Annotated in this window: 16 protein-coding genes and 1 tRNA gene; 10 read left to right on the top strand and 7 right to left on the bottom strand. The window is 69.8% G+C overall.

Annotated features, from left to right (window positions below; translation table 11 throughout):
* Window positions 1-15: 15 nt before the first annotated feature.
* From AC5RV6_RS02205 to AC5RV6_RS02190, 4 genes are all read right to left on the bottom strand, one after another.
* Window positions 16-1,047 carry a 6-phosphofructokinase gene (locus tag AC5RV6_RS02205; RefSeq protein WP_494005644.1) on the bottom strand — a complete coding sequence of 344 codons (1,032 nt, stop codon included), beginning with the start codon at window positions 1,045-1,047 and terminating at the stop codon, window positions 16-18.
* 100 nt (window positions 1,048-1,147) lie between these two features.
* A complete protein-coding gene (locus AC5RV6_RS02200; protein WP_494005643.1) occupies window positions 1,148-1,408 on the bottom strand; it encodes a PspC domain-containing protein in 261 nt (86 codons plus the stop codon).
* 87 nt (window positions 1,409-1,495) lie between these two features.
* A complete protein-coding gene (locus AC5RV6_RS02195; RefSeq protein WP_494005642.1) occupies window positions 1,496-1,789 on the bottom strand; it encodes a hypothetical protein in 294 nt (97 codons plus the stop codon).
* A complete protein-coding gene (locus AC5RV6_RS02190) occupies window positions 1,786-3,243 on the bottom strand; it encodes a PspC domain-containing protein (protein ID WP_494005641.1) in 1,458 nt (485 codons plus the stop codon). The genes AC5RV6_RS02195 and AC5RV6_RS02190 overlap by 4 nt, the downstream gene beginning before the upstream one ends.
* 135 nt (window positions 3,244-3,378) lie before the next feature.
* Between AC5RV6_RS02190 and AC5RV6_RS02185 the strand changes: the two genes are divergently transcribed.
* Window positions 3,379-4,749, top strand: a complete 1,371-nt coding sequence (locus tag AC5RV6_RS02185) for an ATP-binding protein (RefSeq protein ID WP_494005640.1) — start codon at window positions 3,379-3,381, stop codon at window positions 4,747-4,749.
* The gene (locus AC5RV6_RS02180) at window positions 4,746-5,402 is read left to right on the top strand and encodes a LuxR C-terminal-related transcriptional regulator (RefSeq protein ID WP_494005639.1); all 657 of its coding nucleotides are present in this window, start codon (window positions 4,746-4,748) and stop codon (window positions 5,400-5,402) included. Before AC5RV6_RS02185 ends, AC5RV6_RS02180 begins: the two co-directional genes overlap by 4 nt.
* Window positions 5,403-5,517: 115 nt before the next feature.
* Here the strand turns inward: AC5RV6_RS02180 and AC5RV6_RS02175 are convergent, their stop codons facing one another.
* Window positions 5,518-6,738, bottom strand: coding sequence for a pyridoxal phosphate-dependent aminotransferase (locus AC5RV6_RS02175; RefSeq protein ID WP_494005638.1), 1,221 nt, complete (start codon window positions 6,736-6,738; stop codon window positions 5,518-5,520).
* 303 nt (window positions 6,739-7,041) lie between these two features.
* On the opposite strand from AC5RV6_RS02175, the gene AC5RV6_RS02170 reads away from it, so the two are divergent.
* The 8 genes from AC5RV6_RS02170 (at window position 7,042) to rplL (ending at window position 12,365) form a co-directional block, all read left to right on the top strand.
* Window positions 7,042-7,114, top strand: a tRNA-Trp gene (locus tag AC5RV6_RS02170).
* A 99-nt stretch (window positions 7,115-7,213) separates the two neighbouring features.
* On the top strand, window positions 7,214-7,480 hold the full coding sequence (gene secE / locus AC5RV6_RS02165) for a preprotein translocase subunit SecE (protein ID WP_494005637.1): 267 nt from the start codon (window positions 7,214-7,216) through the stop codon (window positions 7,478-7,480).
* Window positions 7,481-7,568: 88 nt separating this feature from the next.
* On the top strand, window positions 7,569-8,390 hold the full coding sequence (gene nusG / locus AC5RV6_RS02160; RefSeq protein WP_494005636.1) for a transcription termination/antitermination protein NusG: 822 nt from the start codon (window positions 7,569-7,571) through the stop codon (window positions 8,388-8,390).
* Between the two features lie 127 nt (window positions 8,391-8,517).
* The gene (gene rplK / locus AC5RV6_RS02155) at window positions 8,518-8,949 is read left to right on the top strand and encodes a 50S ribosomal protein L11 (protein ID WP_494005635.1); all 432 of its coding nucleotides are present in this window, start codon (window positions 8,518-8,520) and stop codon (window positions 8,947-8,949) included.
* Window positions 8,950-9,079: 130 nt separating this feature from the next.
* Window positions 9,080-9,787, top strand: a complete 708-nt coding sequence (gene rplA / locus AC5RV6_RS02150) for a 50S ribosomal protein L1 (protein ID WP_494005634.1) — start codon at window positions 9,080-9,082, stop codon at window positions 9,785-9,787.
* Between the two features lie 103 nt (window positions 9,788-9,890).
* Window positions 9,891-11,033: a GNAT family N-acetyltransferase gene (locus AC5RV6_RS02145; protein ID WP_494005633.1), complete on the top strand. Its 1,143-nt coding sequence runs from the start codon at window positions 9,891-9,893 to the stop codon at window positions 11,031-11,033.
* A 322-nt stretch (window positions 11,034-11,355) separates the two neighbouring features.
* Window positions 11,356-11,925, top strand: a complete 570-nt coding sequence (rplJ, locus tag AC5RV6_RS02140) for a 50S ribosomal protein L10 (protein ID WP_494005632.1) — start codon at window positions 11,356-11,358, stop codon at window positions 11,923-11,925.
* Between the two features lie 59 nt (window positions 11,926-11,984).
* Window positions 11,985-12,365 carry a 50S ribosomal protein L7/L12 gene (gene rplL / locus AC5RV6_RS02135; RefSeq protein WP_494005631.1) on the top strand — a complete coding sequence of 127 codons (381 nt, stop codon included), beginning with the start codon at window positions 11,985-11,987 and terminating at the stop codon, window positions 12,363-12,365.
* Window positions 12,366-12,455: 90 nt separating this feature from the next.
* Here the strand turns inward: rplL and AC5RV6_RS02130 are convergent, their stop codons facing one another.
* Window positions 12,456-12,965, bottom strand: coding sequence for an aminoacyl-tRNA deacylase (locus tag AC5RV6_RS02130; protein ID WP_494006607.1), 510 nt, complete (start codon window positions 12,963-12,965; stop codon window positions 12,456-12,458).
* An 83-nt stretch (window positions 12,966-13,048) separates the two neighbouring features.
* On the bottom strand, window positions 13,049-14,269 hold the full coding sequence (locus tag AC5RV6_RS02125) for an acetyl-CoA C-acetyltransferase (protein WP_494005630.1): 1,221 nt from the start codon (window positions 14,267-14,269) through the stop codon (window positions 13,049-13,051).
* Between the last annotated feature and the right edge of the window lie 197 nt (window positions 14,270-14,466).

Genomic DNA, 14,466 nt, shown 5'->3' with positions numbered 1-14,466 from the left:
CACAGGGTGCGCGGCCTACCCGAAGAGGATCGCGGCTTCCTCGTAGCGGGACTGCGGAACCCGCTTGAGGTTGCCCAATGCCTTCTCAAAGCCGACGTTGACGATGTTGGTACCGCTCAGCGAAACCATGGTGCCCCACAGCCCCTGCATCACCGAATCCACCGAGGCCATGCCCAGCCTGGTCGCGAGCACCCGGTCGTACGCGGTGGGTACCCCGCCGCGCTGGATGTGCCCCAGCACGGTGGCGCGGGTCTCGATGCCGGTCCGGGCTTCGATCTCCGGCGCCAGCAGCTCGCCGATGCCGCCAAGCCGCGGGCGGCCGAAGCTGTCCAGGCCGCGCTCGGAGTGCGGGGTTTCCATGTCGGTGGTGACGAAGCCCTCCGCCACGACCACCAGCGGCGCGCGGCCACGGGCCCAGGCCTCATTCACCCACTGCGCGACCTGGTCCAGGCTCGCGGGATGCTCGGGAATGAGGATGGCGTGTGCACCGGCCGCCATGCCGGAATGCAGGGCAATCCAGCCCACGTGGCGGCCCATCACCTCGGCCACCATGCAGCGGTGGTGGGATTCGCCGGTGGTGCGCAGCCGGTCGCAGGCCTCGGTGGCGATCTGCACGGCGGTGTCGAAGCCGAAGGTGTAATCGGTGGCGTCGAGGTCGTTGTCCACCGTCTTGGGCACGCCGACGATCTGCAGTCCGGCGTCGGTCAGGCGCTGGGCGGCCGCGAGCGTGCCTTCACCGCCGATCGCGATGATCGCATCGATGCCCAGCCGGTCCAGGGTGGCCTTGATGTTCTCCGGCCCGCCGTTGGGGCCTTCAAAGGGGTTGGTGCGTGAAGTGCCCAGGATGGTGCCGCCCTGCTTCGAGATGCCGCGGACCATCTGGCGGGGCAGATCCATGACATCGCCGTCGACGACGCCCCGCCAGCCGTCGCGGAACCCGACGAACTCGACGCCGTCATACTCCTTGATGCCTTTGAGCACCGCGCCGCGGATCACCGCGTTGAGGCCGGGGCAGTCGCCGCCGCTGGTCAGAATCCCGATCTTCATGCTGCACACCCCTGCTGTCGTAAGCGCCGGACTTCCCGCCATTCTAGCCACGGGAACGGCGGGAAGGACTCAGGCGGCGCCGGTACGACTGATCCGGAGCCTAATGGCCCGGGCCGGGGCGCGTCGTGCGGCCCACGATGCTTTCCAGGAGGATCCGGCCGTCGTACCGGGGCAGCAGCAGCCAGGCCACCAGGTACGTTCCCACTCCGATGAACGGCAGCAGGAAGCTGAGCAGCACACCGACCCGGACCAGGGACACATCCCATCTGAAGTAGGCGGCGATGCCGGCGCAGATCCCGCCGAGCCAGCCGCGGCCGCGGCGGATGGGGGAGCGGCGGAGGAAATTGAAGAAGCTGTCCATGGAGGCGAAGTTCCTAACTGCGGCCGCAGCCGCGTTCGTCGTGACGGTTCCGGGCCGGGCGGCCGCGGTCCGGTGTGCTGCGGAGCATCAGCTCCGGCGGTTCACAGCTGTCAACAGCCCGCCGACCACCAGTGCGGTACCCGCACCGATGGTCAGGCCCAACGCCACCAGCCCGGCGTCCAGCTGCACATCGGCCACCCGCACGGCCAGCAGGAGGGAAGCCAGGGAGATCAGGACCAGGCCCCAGACTATTGTGCCCACGCGCATCGGCCGGCGCTCCCGGGCAGGCCCGTTCCCGGGCTGCAGTCCGCCGCTTTCGGTTCCGGCACCCGGCACGTGCTCCGGATCGGGGAGGAAGCCCCCGCTGTTCATGCTGCTCATCGGTTGATCCCGCTTTCATTCGTGGTGACCAGGACGTTGCTGACGATGCCCTGGACTTCAATGACCAGCCGGCTGCCCTCTTCGTCGGCATTGAGCCGCTTCTCCTCGCCGCCGGTCCAGATGCCGGCGGAGGTCTGCTGCGAGCCGCCCTCTTCAAGGGACACGTTTCCGAGCACCATCTCCGAGCGGACGCTCACCGGCACGTCGTCGGGCACGAGGATGGCCACGTCGCCGGCCGCAACGGACACCGGCACTGTGACCGTGCCGTCCCGCAGCTCGTCCGACAGGCCGGTGAGGTCCAGGTTGCCCTGCGCTGCGGCCACGGTGTAGCCGTCGGCGGCCCTGCCGGCGGAGTCCACGGTCCAGGTCGACTGGTTGGCCACCACGACATTTGAGTGGAGCAGGTTTCCGCCTGCGGCCGCGGCGCCGACCAGGGCCAGGACCGCGAGCGCTCCGGACGGGCCTGAGGACCGCCCGAGGCAGCCCAGCGCGACGATCCCCAGGCCCAGGACCCCGGCTGCCGCCGCGAGGGCGGTGGCAGCCGGCTCCTCAAGCATCAGCGAGCCGGTGTAATCCAGGGCGAGCAGGACGCCTGCCGTCAGCAGGGCGGACCCGAGCAGGAGCATGGTCCAGCCCGCCGGAGGCGTGGACGAGCAGGTTTCCGAAGCGGGCTCGCTCGCCGCCGGACCATAGGCTGCTCCCCAGCCGTCGCGACCGTTCCGGGTGCCGGCGTCACCTGCGGCCCCGTAACCGTAGTCCGCCGCCCCGTAGCCGGCGGCTACGTCCGGGCCGGCCGGACCGGCGTCGGCGGCGGAAGCGGAGGTCCCGGTGGAAACCCCGGGCAGGGCCTGGCCGGCATCGGAGGCATCCGGGTCGGTTCTCCCGTGCTGGTCCCTGTGCCCGCCCTCGGAGGCCGCGGAGCCGTTCACAGGCGGGTCACCGTCGGCTTCGCCTGGACGGCGGTTCCGGGTGGAGAGCCAGTACACCAGCACAATGACGCCGGCGATCCAGAAGACCCCCCAGTAGGCGCCGGACAGCCAGCCGTCCCGGGCCCAGAAGGAGATCCCCGGACCACCCAGGCCCAGCACCGAGAAGACGAGGGCACCGGTCATGCCTGCGCTCCAGCGGCCGGCGGCCGCCTCCTCGACCTGGATGCGTCCGTCCGGTTCGGGAAGCAGGGCCCAGGCCACGCCGTAGGCCAGCAGCCCGACGCCGAAGAGTCCGAACACGATGAACAGCCCGCGGACCAGTGCGGGATCAAGGCCGGTCCGGACGGCGATGCCCTCGGCGACGCCGGCGATCCACCGGTTCTCCGAGCGCACGACGCCGAGCCCGCGCAGCCAGGCGAAGAAGGCGCCGGCCGGCGGCCGGCCCGGGGAACCGGCGGGGCGGCCGCCTGCCGGGGAGGGGGAGTCGTGGGTGCCGGCTGCTCCCGGCACGGAGGATTCGTTCATGGATACCAGTCAACCGGGCGCAGGTGTCCGCCGCATCGGGGATGTCCCTGAGACCGTCCCTGAACCTGCCCTGAACGTTCGACAAAGAACCGAAGTGACCCCGCTCCGGGGCGCGGCGCGTGCTTGGATGGAGACGTGAAAGCTCCCCTCGTCCGTCCTTCGCGCGCCCCCGTGGCCGGAGTCTGCGCCGGGTTGGCCGCCCATCTCGGCTGGGAGCCGGGCCTGGTGCGCGCAGGCATGGCGGCGCTGACCCTGGCCGGCGGCGCCGGCGCGGTCCTGTACGCCTGGCTGTGGGTGAGCGTTCCGACGGCCGAGGAGTCGGCCGCCGGCGCCGGCCGCAACCCGCGCAGCGTGGCGGAGAACTTCGCCCGTTATCTCCAGCAGGCCGGCAGCGGATCGGCGGGCCGCCGGGTGGCGGCCCTGGGGAACCGGGATGTCCTGATCGGAGCGGCGCTGCTGCTGCTGGCCGGGGCCGTTATCGCCCAGCGCTTCGGGGCAGGCATCGACCTGGGCATGCTGATCCCGGTCGCGGCGGTTGCGGGCGGCGCGGTGCTCGCCTGGTCCCAGCTTGATGCCACCCGCCGGGCGGAACTGGTCCAGGGCGTCGGCGCCAACCGGGCCGCGGGACTCGTCCGGCTGCTCCTCGGACTGTTGCTGGCCATCTTCGGCCTGCTGCTGATAGTGGCCGGCTCGATGACCTGGGACGTGCTGGCGGCGGGCATGCTGGCCTCCCTGGCCGTGGTCGCCGGGGCGGCCCTGGTGCTGGCTCCGTGGGCCGTTAAGTACTGGCGGGAGCTGCAGCGGGAACGGTCCGGGCGCATCCGCGAGGCGGAACGGGCGGAAATCGCCGCGCATCTGCATGATTCCGTGCTGCAGACCCTTGCCCTGATCCAGAACCGGGCCGGCTTGGAGGCCGAGGTGACCCGGCTGGCCCGCGCGCAGGAACGTGAACTGCGGCAATGGCTGTACGCGGACCGCAGCCGCACCGCAGGACGGCTGGCCGACGTCCTGGGCACCATCGCGGCCGAGGTCGAAGACGCGTACGGGCACCCGGTGGAAGTGGTGGCCGTGGGGGAGGAAGCGCCCGGCACCGACACCGGTGCGCTGGCCCAGGCCGCCCGTGCCGCCCTGCTCAACGCCGCGCAGCACGCGGGCGGCCCGATCTCCGTCTACCTGGAGTGCGGGCCGGAGACGCTGGAGGTCTTCATCCGGGACCGGGGCACCGGGTTCGATCCGGACACCGTCCCGGAGGACCGCCTCGGCGTCAGGGAATCGATCGTGGGCCGGATGCGGCGCCATGGCGGCCAGGCGAGGATCAGGAGCGGGGCGGAAGGCACCGAGGTCCATCTCAGCCAGCCGGTCACGGTCCCGCCGACGGACCCCGCACAGGACCAGCCGCCGTCGGGCCCGGGACAGGGCCGGCGGCCGGCACCCGACGGCAGGACGGCCGCAGGGCGGCCTGCGGCAGGCGGATTTCGAACCGGTACGACGACGGAGGACAAGTGAACACGGGGGAACCGATCAGCGTGGTGGTCGTCGACGACCATGCCATTTTCCGCTCCGGCCTGCGGGCGGACCTGGACGGGCGGGTCCGGGTGGTGGATGAGGCGGACACCGTTGAGTCGGCGGTCGCGGCCATCCGCACCGCCCGGCCCCGGGTGGTGCTGCTGGATGTGCATCTGCCCGGCGGATCGGGCGGCGGCGGCGCCGAGGTGATCGCTGCCTGCTCCGACCTCCTGCCCGCCACCCGATTCCTGGCGCTCAGCGTGTCCGATGCGGCGGAGGACGTCGTCACGGTCATCCGCGCCGGCGCCCGCGGCTACGTGACCAAGACCGTGTCCGGAGCCGAGATCTCCGATGCCGTGGCCAGGGTCGCGGAGGGCGACGCCGTTTTTTCGCCGCGGCTGGCGGGCTTCGTGCTCGATGCCTTCGGCACCGCCCCTGCCCCCGCGGCCGCCGATGAGCTGGACCGGCTCTCGGCCCGCGAGCTGGAAGTGATGCGGCTGATCGCCCGGGGCTACAGCTACAAGGAGACCGCCAAGGAACTGTTCATCTCCGTCAAGACGGTCGAAACGCATGTCTCCGCCGTCCTGCGCAAGCTCCAGCTCTCTTCGCGGCACGAGCTCACCCGATGGGCGGCCGCCCGGCGGCTGCTCTGACCCGGGCCGGGCCTGCCCTCCGGGGCCTTTCCCCGGAGGGCAGGCAGCACAAAGCCCCGGTCCGCCTCAACGGCCGGGGCTTTGTGCTGCTGCGGGGATGTTCGGGGCTGCGGGACTACCGGCCGCGGCCGAGGTAGTCCTGCAGCCGCTGCATGCCCGTCGCCAGGTCGTCGTCGCCGAGGGCGTAGGACAGGCGCAGGAAACCGGACGGGCCGAACGCCTCACCCGGTACGACGGCGACCTCCGCCTCGTCCAGGATCAGCGCCGCCAGTTCGGCCGAGGTCTGCGGGCGCACCGGGCCCGCAGCGGCCGGAAACTCCCGGCCGAGCAGCCCGCGCACGTCGGGATAGGCGTAGAACGCGCCCTGCGGAACGGGGCAGTCCACGCCGTCGATGCTGTTCAGGGCCGTCACCATCGCCCGGCGCCGGCGGTCGAAGGCGAGCTTCATCTCCTCCACCTCGGCCAGCGGCCCGGACACGGCTGCCAGCGCCGCCATCTGGGACACGTTGGAGACATTCGAGGACAGGTGAGACTGCAGGTTGGTCGCAGCCTTGACGACGTCGTTCGCGGCGATCATCCAACCGACCCGCCAGCCGGTCATTGCATACGTCTTGGCGACGCCGTTGAGCACCACGACCTTGTCGCCCAGCTCGGGGGAGCGGGTGGCGATGGAGGTGAACGGCACGCCGTCATACGTCAGATGCTCGTAGATCTCGTCGGTGATCACCCACAGCCCGTGGTCCGCGGCCCACATGCCGATCTCGGCAACCTGGTCGGGAGGATAGACGGCACCGGTGGGGTTCGAGGGGGAGACGAACAGCAGGACCTTGGTGCGGTCGGTGCGCGCCTGGTCAAGCTGCTCCACGGTGACCATGTAGCCCTGCTCCGGACCGGCGAAGACCTCGACGGGAACGCCGCCGGCCAGCCGGATGGCCTCCGGGTAAGTGGTCCAGTACGGAGTGGGCACGAGGACCTCGTCACCCGGATCCAGGAGCGTCGCGAAGGCTTCGTAGACGGCCTGCTTGCCTCCGTTGGTGACCAGCACCTGCGCCGGATCCACCTCGTAGCCGGAGTCCCGGCGGGTCTTTTCGGCAATGGCCTGCTTCAGCTCCGGCAGGCCTCCGGCGGGGGAGTACCGATGGAAGCGGGCTTCCCGGGCGGCCGCCACGGCCGCCTCCACGATGTAGCCGGGGGTGGGGAAATCCGGCTCTCCCGCTCCGAAGCCGATCACGGGGCGCCCCGCGGCCTTCAGCGCCTTGGCCTTGGCGTCCACGGCCAAAGTGGCGGATTCGGTGATGGCGGCGATGCGCTGTGAGATGCGCCCGGTGGATGGCATTGCGTTCCCGTCTGTGCTGGAGCAGGTGCTTGGTGGTGCGGTTCCGGACAGGCGGTCCGGGCCGGTTCCAGCTTAGGTCTGTGCGGCGGCGCACACCACTCGCAGGGCGGGCGGCGCTGCCCCCGGACGCCACAAACCGGCGCCTGCCGGGAGGCCGGTTCGACGTGGCGGGAAAAAGTGCGTAAAGTGGATGAGCGGTGCGAAAAGACATCCACTGACCTGTGCCCGCAGGACAGGCGAAACCGGGGTAATCCGCCCGGTTCGCCGAACGGCAGGTGCAGGCGGTAGAGTGGTTTCCTCCAAAGGGTAGTGGCGCAATTGGTAGCGCAGCGGTCTCCAAAACCGCAGGTTGCAGGTTCGAGTCCTGTCTGCCCTGCGCACGGCTGTCGACGAGGCAGCATTCGCAGTCCAACATGCAGCAGCAGTCATCAGCGCTCGTGCTGGGGCTGTGAACCGACACAGAGTGAGGCGGAAGGTGACCGAAACGGCTGCCAGCAGCTCGAAGGGGCGCCCCTCCAGAGAGCCCGGGAAGCGGGGCTTCTTCGCGTCGATCGCACTCTTCCTGCGCCAGGTCATCGCTGAACTGAAGAAGGTCGTTACGCCGACCCGCGCGGAACTGCTGCGGTACACGCTCGTCGTCCTGGCCTTCGTGGTCGTCATGATGCTCATCGTGACGGCACTGGACTTTGTCTTTGGCACGGGGGCTCTGTGGATCTTCGGCTCGGGCGGCGGCGAAAGCTAGCCGACCCTGTCCGCCAGGCCCGGAGAGACGCCCGAGGCCCTGAGCTGGTGACAAATTCGGAGCTCTGAAGCAGAAAGCAGGAATCTACGTGTCCGAGCAGGAACTCGAAGCACAGACGAACGAGGGCCACGCCGGCCTTGACGCCGAGCCCGAGGTGGCCGCTGCCATCGACGAGGCCGCCGCAGGCGACACCGCCGAGGAGACCGTCGTCGACGCGACCGGCGAGGACGCCGAGGGCCAGGCCGACGCCGGCGAACCGGACGAGGGTGAGGACACCGCCGAGGCGGCCGCCGAGCCCGAGGAAGAGGATCCCGCCGTCGCCTTCAAGGCGAAGCTCCGCCGCCAGGAGGGTGACTGGTATGTCATCCACTCCTACGCCGGCTACGAAAACCGCGTGAAGGCCAACCTCGAGACCCGCATCCAGACCCTGGACATGGAAGAGCAGATCTTCGAAATCCAGGTCCCGATGGAGGAAGTCGTCGAGATCAAGAACACCACGCGCAAGATCGTGAACCGGGTGCGCATCCCGGGTTACGTCCTGGTCCGCATGGAGCTCACCGACGAGTCCTGGGGCGTCGTCCGCCACACGCCCGGCGTCACCGGCTTCGTGGGCAACGCCCACAACCCGGTCCCGCTGAGCCTCAACGAGGTGTTCTCCATGCTGGAGCACACCATCGCCAAGCCGAAGGCCGAGGCAGGCAAGGCCGCCGCGAAGGCCCAGGCCAGCGCCGTGACCGTAGACTTCGAGGTCGGCGAGTCCGTCACCGTCAACGACGGACCGTTCGAGACCCTCCCCGCTACGATCTCGGAGATCAAGCCGGAGTCCCAGCAGCTGGTGGTCCTCGTGACCATCTTCGAGCGTGAGACCCCGGTGACCCTGTCCTTCAGCCAGGTCACCAAGATCCAGTAGTCGAAGACTTCGCCGCCCGAGGGAGTGCTTTACCCGCGGGCGGCGTTCGGCCGCCGCGCCACGGCGGCCACCAACCCGGCCGGACGCTCCTGTCCTCCGGGAACAAAATGAAGAGAAGGACCCTTTCATGGCCCCCAAGAAAAAGGTCACCGGCCTCATCAAGCTGCAGATCCAGGCAGGCGCCGCCAACCCGGCTCCTCCGATCGGTCCTGCGCTTGGCCAGCACGGTGTCAACATCATGGAGTTCTGCAAGGCGTACAACGCCGCCACGGAATCCCAGCGCGGAAACGTCATCCCGGTGGAGATCACGGTCTACGAGGACCGTTCGTTCACCTTCATCACCAAGACCCCGCCGGCCGCTGAGCTGATCAAGAAGGCTGCGGGCGTTGCGAAGGGCTCCGCCACTCCGCACACCGTCAAGGTCGCCAAGCTGACCCAGGCGCAGGTCGACGAGATCGCCGCCACCAAGATGGAAGATCTGAACGCCAACGATGTCCAGGCCGCGGCCAAGATCATCGCCGGCACCGCCCGTTCCATGGGCATCACCGTCGAGGGCTAATACCCCTCCGCCGCTTCCGCGGCAACCGTCCGCCTCCAAGCGGACACCAACCGAAACGCCGCCGCAGGGCGGCACGTGGCAGGGCCCGGCGCGGTCCGACAGACCACAACTGCACAAGGAGAAAAAGCAGATGGCAAAGCGCAGCAAAGCATATGAAGCGGCTGTGGCCAAGATCGATGCGGACAAGCTGTACGCACCGGTTGAGGCCGTAGCCCTGGCGAAGGAAACCAACCCTTCGAAGACCGACGCCACCGTCGAGGTCGCCTTCCGCCTGGGCGTCGACCCCCGCAAGGCCGACCAGATGATCCGCGGCACGGTCAACCTGCCCAACGGCACCGGCAAGACCGCCCGCGTCCTGGTCTTCGCCACCGGCGAGAAGGCTGAAGCGGCCCTGGCCGCCGGCGCCGACTTCGTGGGCTCCGACGACATGATCGAGAAGGTCGCCGCCGGCTGGACCGACTTCGACGCCGCCGTCGCCACCCCGGACATGATGGGCAAGGTCGGCCGCCTGGGCCGCGTGCTCGGCCCGCGTAACCTGATGCCGAACCCGAAGACCGGCACGGTGACCCCCAACGTCGCCAAGGCTGTCTCCGACATCAAGGGCGGCAAGATCGACTTCCGCGTCGACAAGCACTCGAACCTGCACTTCATCATCGGCAAGACCTCGTTCGACGCCCAGAAGCTGGCCGAGAACTACGCTGCCGCCCTGGAGGAAGTGCTCCGCCTGAAGCCGTCCGCGGCCAAGGGACGCTACATCCAGAAGGCCACCGTGACCACCACCTTCGGCCCCGGCATCGCCGTGGACCCGAGCGTGACCAAGGTCCTCGCCGACGCTTAGTCCGGCTGCCGGGTCCTGCATCCGGCTCCGCCAGAAGGCGGCCGCAGCATTTGCTGCGGCCGCCTTTTTGCTGCCCCGGGCTCCCTGGGGCAGGATGTGGGCCATGACACAGCTTCCCATCGCCGTCGAGGCCCTGCGCATCCCGGCGTCCCTGGACGACGCCGGCCCGGCCGCCGCGGATTTCGCTGCGGCCGTCGCGCTGGTCAATGAGTCGATGCGGCATCTGTGGGGCAGCAGCGACTTCGATGAGTCGGTGCGGACACAGCTGGCAGCGCACCGGCCGAGCCCCATGCGGCGGCGCCTGCTCCTGGCGGCGCGCCGCGGGGACGCCATCGTGGGGATCGCGACGGCACGGCTGCCGCTGCTGGACAACACCCGGTCGGCCTACGTGCACGTCACCGTGGCCCCGCGGGCCCGCCGGTCCGGGGTGGGCCGCAGGCTCTATGCCGCCATGGAGCAGGCGGTGGCGGCCGAGGGCAGGACCACGCTCCTGGCGGAGACCGAGCACCCCGGCCGGCAGCCCGTCCCGGGAGGAGGGCCGGCCCCTGCGGCCGGAGCCGCCGCACCTGCTGACGCCGCCGCGGGCCTGACGCCCGGAAGTGCGGCAGGATCCGTTCCCCGGGACGCGGCAACGGGCTTCGCGCTGGCCGCCGGGTTCAGTCTCGAGCAGGTGGAACGTGTCAGCAGGCTGGACCTGGCCGGCGGCCGGCCGGCACGCGCACAGCTGGAAGCCGCGGTCGCCGAAGCAGGGTCCGACTATGCCGTGGAGTTCTGGCAGGGCGCCTGCCCCGAGGAAACCGTTGCCGGTTACGCCTATTTGAAGCAGCGGATGAGCACCGACGCTCCGATGGCCGACCTGGACCTGGAGGAGGAACGCTGGGATGCGGCCCGGGTCCGGGAGGCGGAGCGCAGAATCGCGGCGATGGGCGCCCGCGAGCTGGTCAGCGCGGTCCGGCACCTGGCGTCGGGAACGCTGGTGGGACACACGGTGCTGATGGTCTTTGACGCCGTCCCGGCCGCCGCCTTCCAGGACGACACACTGGTGCTGCGCGGGCACCGCGGCCACCGGCTGGGCACCGTGCTCAAGGCAGCCAACCTGCTGCGCCTGTACGGGGAACTCCCGGCCGTGGAGCGGATCTGGACCTGGAACGCCGTCGAGAACCGGCATATGCTGGACATCAACGAAGCGCTCGGTTTCCGGGCTGTCGGTGCCTCCGGGGAATGGCAGAAGGTGCTCCGCCGCTGACCCGGACCCGGCCCGCCGGTGGGCGGATCCGTCCCGGACCCGGCGGATTTGTCCCGCGAGAGGATCTCCCGTAGTCTGGATCTACCAAAGACCGTCGGTCGATGCTGTTCACACCCCCTTCGCAAAAGCCAGCCTGGCCGCTGCGCGGGAAACACGGGATGGACAGGATCCGAAAGTCCCCGCACCGGGGCGGCCTGCGCAGGTGAACGAAGGAAGCTTTCCGGCATGCCGTGCATGCCCTCCGGCGCCCCGTGCATCTGCCCGGGGCGTTTCTTATGTTCGGGACCCGATCCACCGGCACCAATTCCCCGGAAGGAGGGTTATGGCAACGCCAACCAAGGTGTCAGCCGTCGAGGAAATCGCCAGCGATTTCAAGGACTCGACCGCTGCTGTCCTAACCGAATACCGCGGGCTCTCCGTTGCACAGCTCAAGGAGCTGCGTCGTTCGCTCGGCCAGGACACCAAGTACTCGGTCGTGAAGAACACCCTGACCGGCATTGCAGCCAAGGAAGCCGGCATCGACGCGTTCGACGGCCAGCTGTCCGGCCCCACTGCAATTGCCTTCATCAAGGGTGACGCAGTTGCTGCCGCCAAGAGCCTCACGGACTTTGCCAAGGCAAACCCGCAGCTGATCATCAAGACCGGTCTCTTCGAGGGCAAGGCCCTCGACGCCACCGGTGTTGCCGAACTGGCTGCGCTCGAGTCCCGCGAGTTCCAGCTCGCCCGGGTGGCCGGTGTCCTCAAGGCACCGATGTCCGCTCTGGCCCGCACCATGGACGCTCTGCGCCTGAAGCTCGAGGAAGAGGGCGGCGCCGCCGCTGCTCCCGCTGCGGAAGAGGCCCCGGCCGCCGCAGAAGAAGCTCCGGCTGCCGAAGCCGCCACCGAAGAGTAAGAACTCTTCTTTTCAAACTCCCGGTGCTGAGCACCACTTACTAGGAAGGACGCCACACCATGGCGAAGCTCACCAACGAAGAGCTCCTCGAAGCTTTCAAGGAAATGACCATCATCGAGCTCTCCGACTTCGTTAAGGTCTTCGAGGAGACCTTCGACGTCACCGCTGCCGCCGTTGCCGTTGCCGGCCCGGCCGCCGGTGGCGGAGATGCCGCTGCCGCTGAGGAGAAGTCCGAGTTCGACGTCATCCTCGAAGCCGCCGGCGACAAGAAGATCGCCGTCATCAAGGAGGTCCGCGCGCTGACCTCCCTGGGTCTGAAGGAAGCCAAGGACCTGGTCGACTCCGCTCCGAAGGCCGTGCTGGAAGGCGCGAACAAGGAGACTGCCGACAAGGCCAAGGAGGCCCTCGAGGCCGCCGGCGCCACCGTCACCCTCAAGTAGTTTCCTGCCGGTCAGCCGGCAGCTGCTTACGGAAAGACCCCGCTCCCGATGGGAGCGGGGTCTTTCCCGCTTAACCTTTCGTCAACCCGCCTACGCCGGAGCCGGGTCGGTGATGTCCGTGACCACGGCGTCCAGGGCCCGCAGCAGGTCATCAGCGGCCACGAACAGGTTCACGCCGTGGGCGCCCGCTCCCATCGAGACGCGGCGTCCGCGCACCCGTTCGTCGGCGTATACCGGCCAGGTGCGGCTGCTGCCCAGGGGAGTGATGGTGCCACGCTCATATCCGGTCGCCTCGAGCGCGAGCGCGGGTGAAGGCATCGACAGCTTGTTGACGCCGACGGCGGCGCGCAGCTTCGGCCAGGAGATCTGCCGGTCCCCGGGGACCAGGGCAAACAGGTACTCACCCTCGCTGCGGCGTACCACCAGCGACTTCACGACATCGGCGGCTGTGATGCCAAGCAGCGCGGCGGCTTCCGGCAGGCTCGCCGCCGGCGGCCGGACGGTGAACTCGACGTCGAGCCCGGCGTCGTGGACGGCACGGACCACCCTCGGGTCCGCCGCCGGCGGGGTGTCCGGCACGTGCGCGGCCGCCCCGGGCATCGAAGTCACCGGAGCGCCTGGAGCGCCCGAAGGCTCCTTGCCGGAAGCCTCCGCGCCGCCCGGTGCCCGGCCGTCGGGGATGCTCACTCTCCGTCGCGGTAGAGCAGCAGCGCCTCACCCTGGCCGCCGCCGCCGCAGAGCGAGACGCCGGCGCGGCCCGAACCGCGCCGGAACAGTTCGTGCGCGGCATGGAGGGCAAGGCGGGCACCGGAGGCGCCGATCGGATGGCCCAGCGCAATGGCGCCGCCATGGATGTTGCACCGGTCCAGGTCGATGCCCAGTTCGTTCAGGGACTGCACGGCCACCGCGCCGAAGGCCTCGTTGATCTCAATGAAATCGAGGTCGGACGTCGTCCAGCCTGCGCGCTCCAGCGCCTGGAACAGTGCGTTGGACGGCTGTGAGTGGAGCGTGTTGTCGGGCCCGGCAACCTGGCCCGGGAGACCGACGGAGGCGAGGACCTGCAGGCCGTGCGCGTCGGCGTATTCCCGGGTCGCCAGCACCAGTGCGCTGGCACCGTCGGACAGGGGTGAGGAGTTGCCGGCCGTGATCGTGCCCTCCGGATCGAAGGCGGGGCGCAGGGAAGCCAGCGTATCCACCGTGGTGTTCGGCCGGACGCCCTCGTCGGTGGAGAGCACCAGCGGCTCGCCGCGGCGCTGCGGCACGGTCAGGGGCACGATCTCGACGTCGAAGACTCCCGCGGCCGCGGCGGCGGCGGCGCGCTGATGCGACGCGGCGGCCACCTCGTCCTGTTCCAGCCGCTTGATCGCGAGCCGGGTGTTGCCGCGCTCGGTGGAGACGCCCATGGAGTCGCCGTCGAACGCATCCGTGAGGCCGTCATGCGCCACGGAGTCGAGCACCGAGATGTTGCCGTAGTTCCAGCCCTGGCGCGACCCGGGGAGCAGGTGCGGGCCCCGGGTCATGGACTCCTGGCCGCCGGCGACCACGACCGTGGCCTCGCCGCCGCGGATCAGGCGGGCGGCGTCGATCACCGCAGCCAGCCCGGAAAGGCAGACCTTGTTGACCGTCACGGCGGGCACGTTCCAGCCGATGCCCGCAGCCAGGGAGGCCTGCCGGGCCGGATTCTGCCCGCAGCCGGCCTGCACCACATGGCCCATGATGACGGAATCGACGTCGGCGGCCGGAACCCCGGCACGCTCCAGGGCGCCGGCAATCGCGAAGGAACCCAGCTCGACGGCGGTGAAGGCAGCGAGCTGCCCCTTCAGCCGGCCCTGCGGGGTGCGTGCCCCGCCGACGATGACGACTTCAGGCGTCGCGGGTCCTGTGCCATGCGGGGGATTACTCATGTGCGTCGAATCACTTTCGTCGTCGAAACGGATGCTGCCCCTTAGAGTACAGGCGCGCCCGACGCTGGGGGAGTGCTTTCCCGGAGGGTGGGCGACGCCGGATGGGGCCGATCAGGGCGGGCGACGGCGGGCGGCGGCGGTGGGAAGTGCGCCCGGTTTCGCGGCCGGGCGGTCCGCCGGCCGGGTTATCCCCGGAA

Source organism: Arthrobacter saudimassiliensis, assembly GCF_059090665.1.
The sequence above is the reverse complement of the archived record's forward strand: the minus strand, read 5'-3'. Positions and strand labels throughout refer to the sequence as shown.

Bases quoted from the DNA above. Each gene is read 5' to 3' on its own strand.
- AC5RV6_RS02205 (WP_494005644.1), bottom strand. From the start codon at position 1,047: ATGAAGATCGGGATTCTGACCAGCGGCGGCGACTGCCCCGGCCTCAAC.
- AC5RV6_RS02200 (WP_494005643.1), bottom strand. From the start codon at position 1,408: ATGGACAGCTTCTTCAATTTCCTCCGCCGCTCCCCCATCCGCCGCGGC.
- AC5RV6_RS02195 (WP_494005642.1), bottom strand. From the start codon at position 1,789: ATGAGCAGCATGAACAGCGGGGGCTTCCTCCCCGATCCGGAGCACGTG.
- AC5RV6_RS02190 (WP_494005641.1), bottom strand. From the start codon at position 3,243: ATGAACGAATCCTCCGTGCCGGGAGCAGCCGGCACCCACGACTCCCCC.
- AC5RV6_RS02175 (WP_494005638.1), bottom strand. From the start codon at position 6,738: ATGCCATCCACCGGGCGCATCTCACAGCGCATCGCCGCCATCACCGAA.
- rplK (WP_494005635.1), top strand. From the start codon at position 8,518: ATGGCCCCCAAGAAAAAGGTCACCGGCCTCATCAAGCTGCAGATCCAG.
- rplA (WP_494005634.1), top strand. From the start codon at position 9,080: ATGGCAAAGCGCAGCAAAGCATATGAAGCGGCTGTGGCCAAGATCGAT.
- AC5RV6_RS02145 (WP_494005633.1), top strand. From the start codon at position 9,891: ATGACACAGCTTCCCATCGCCGTCGAGGCCCTGCGCATCCCGGCGTCC.
- rplJ (WP_494005632.1), top strand. From the start codon at position 11,356: ATGGCAACGCCAACCAAGGTGTCAGCCGTCGAGGAAATCGCCAGCGAT.
- rplL (WP_494005631.1), top strand. From the start codon at position 11,985: ATGGCGAAGCTCACCAACGAAGAGCTCCTCGAAGCTTTCAAGGAAATG.
- AC5RV6_RS02130 (WP_494006607.1), bottom strand. From the start codon at position 12,965: ATGCCCGGGGCGGCCGCGCACGTGCCGGACACCCCGCCGGCGGCGGAC.
- AC5RV6_RS02125 (WP_494005630.1), bottom strand. From the start codon at position 14,269: ATGAGTAATCCCCCGCATGGCACAGGACCCGCGACGCCTGAAGTCGTC.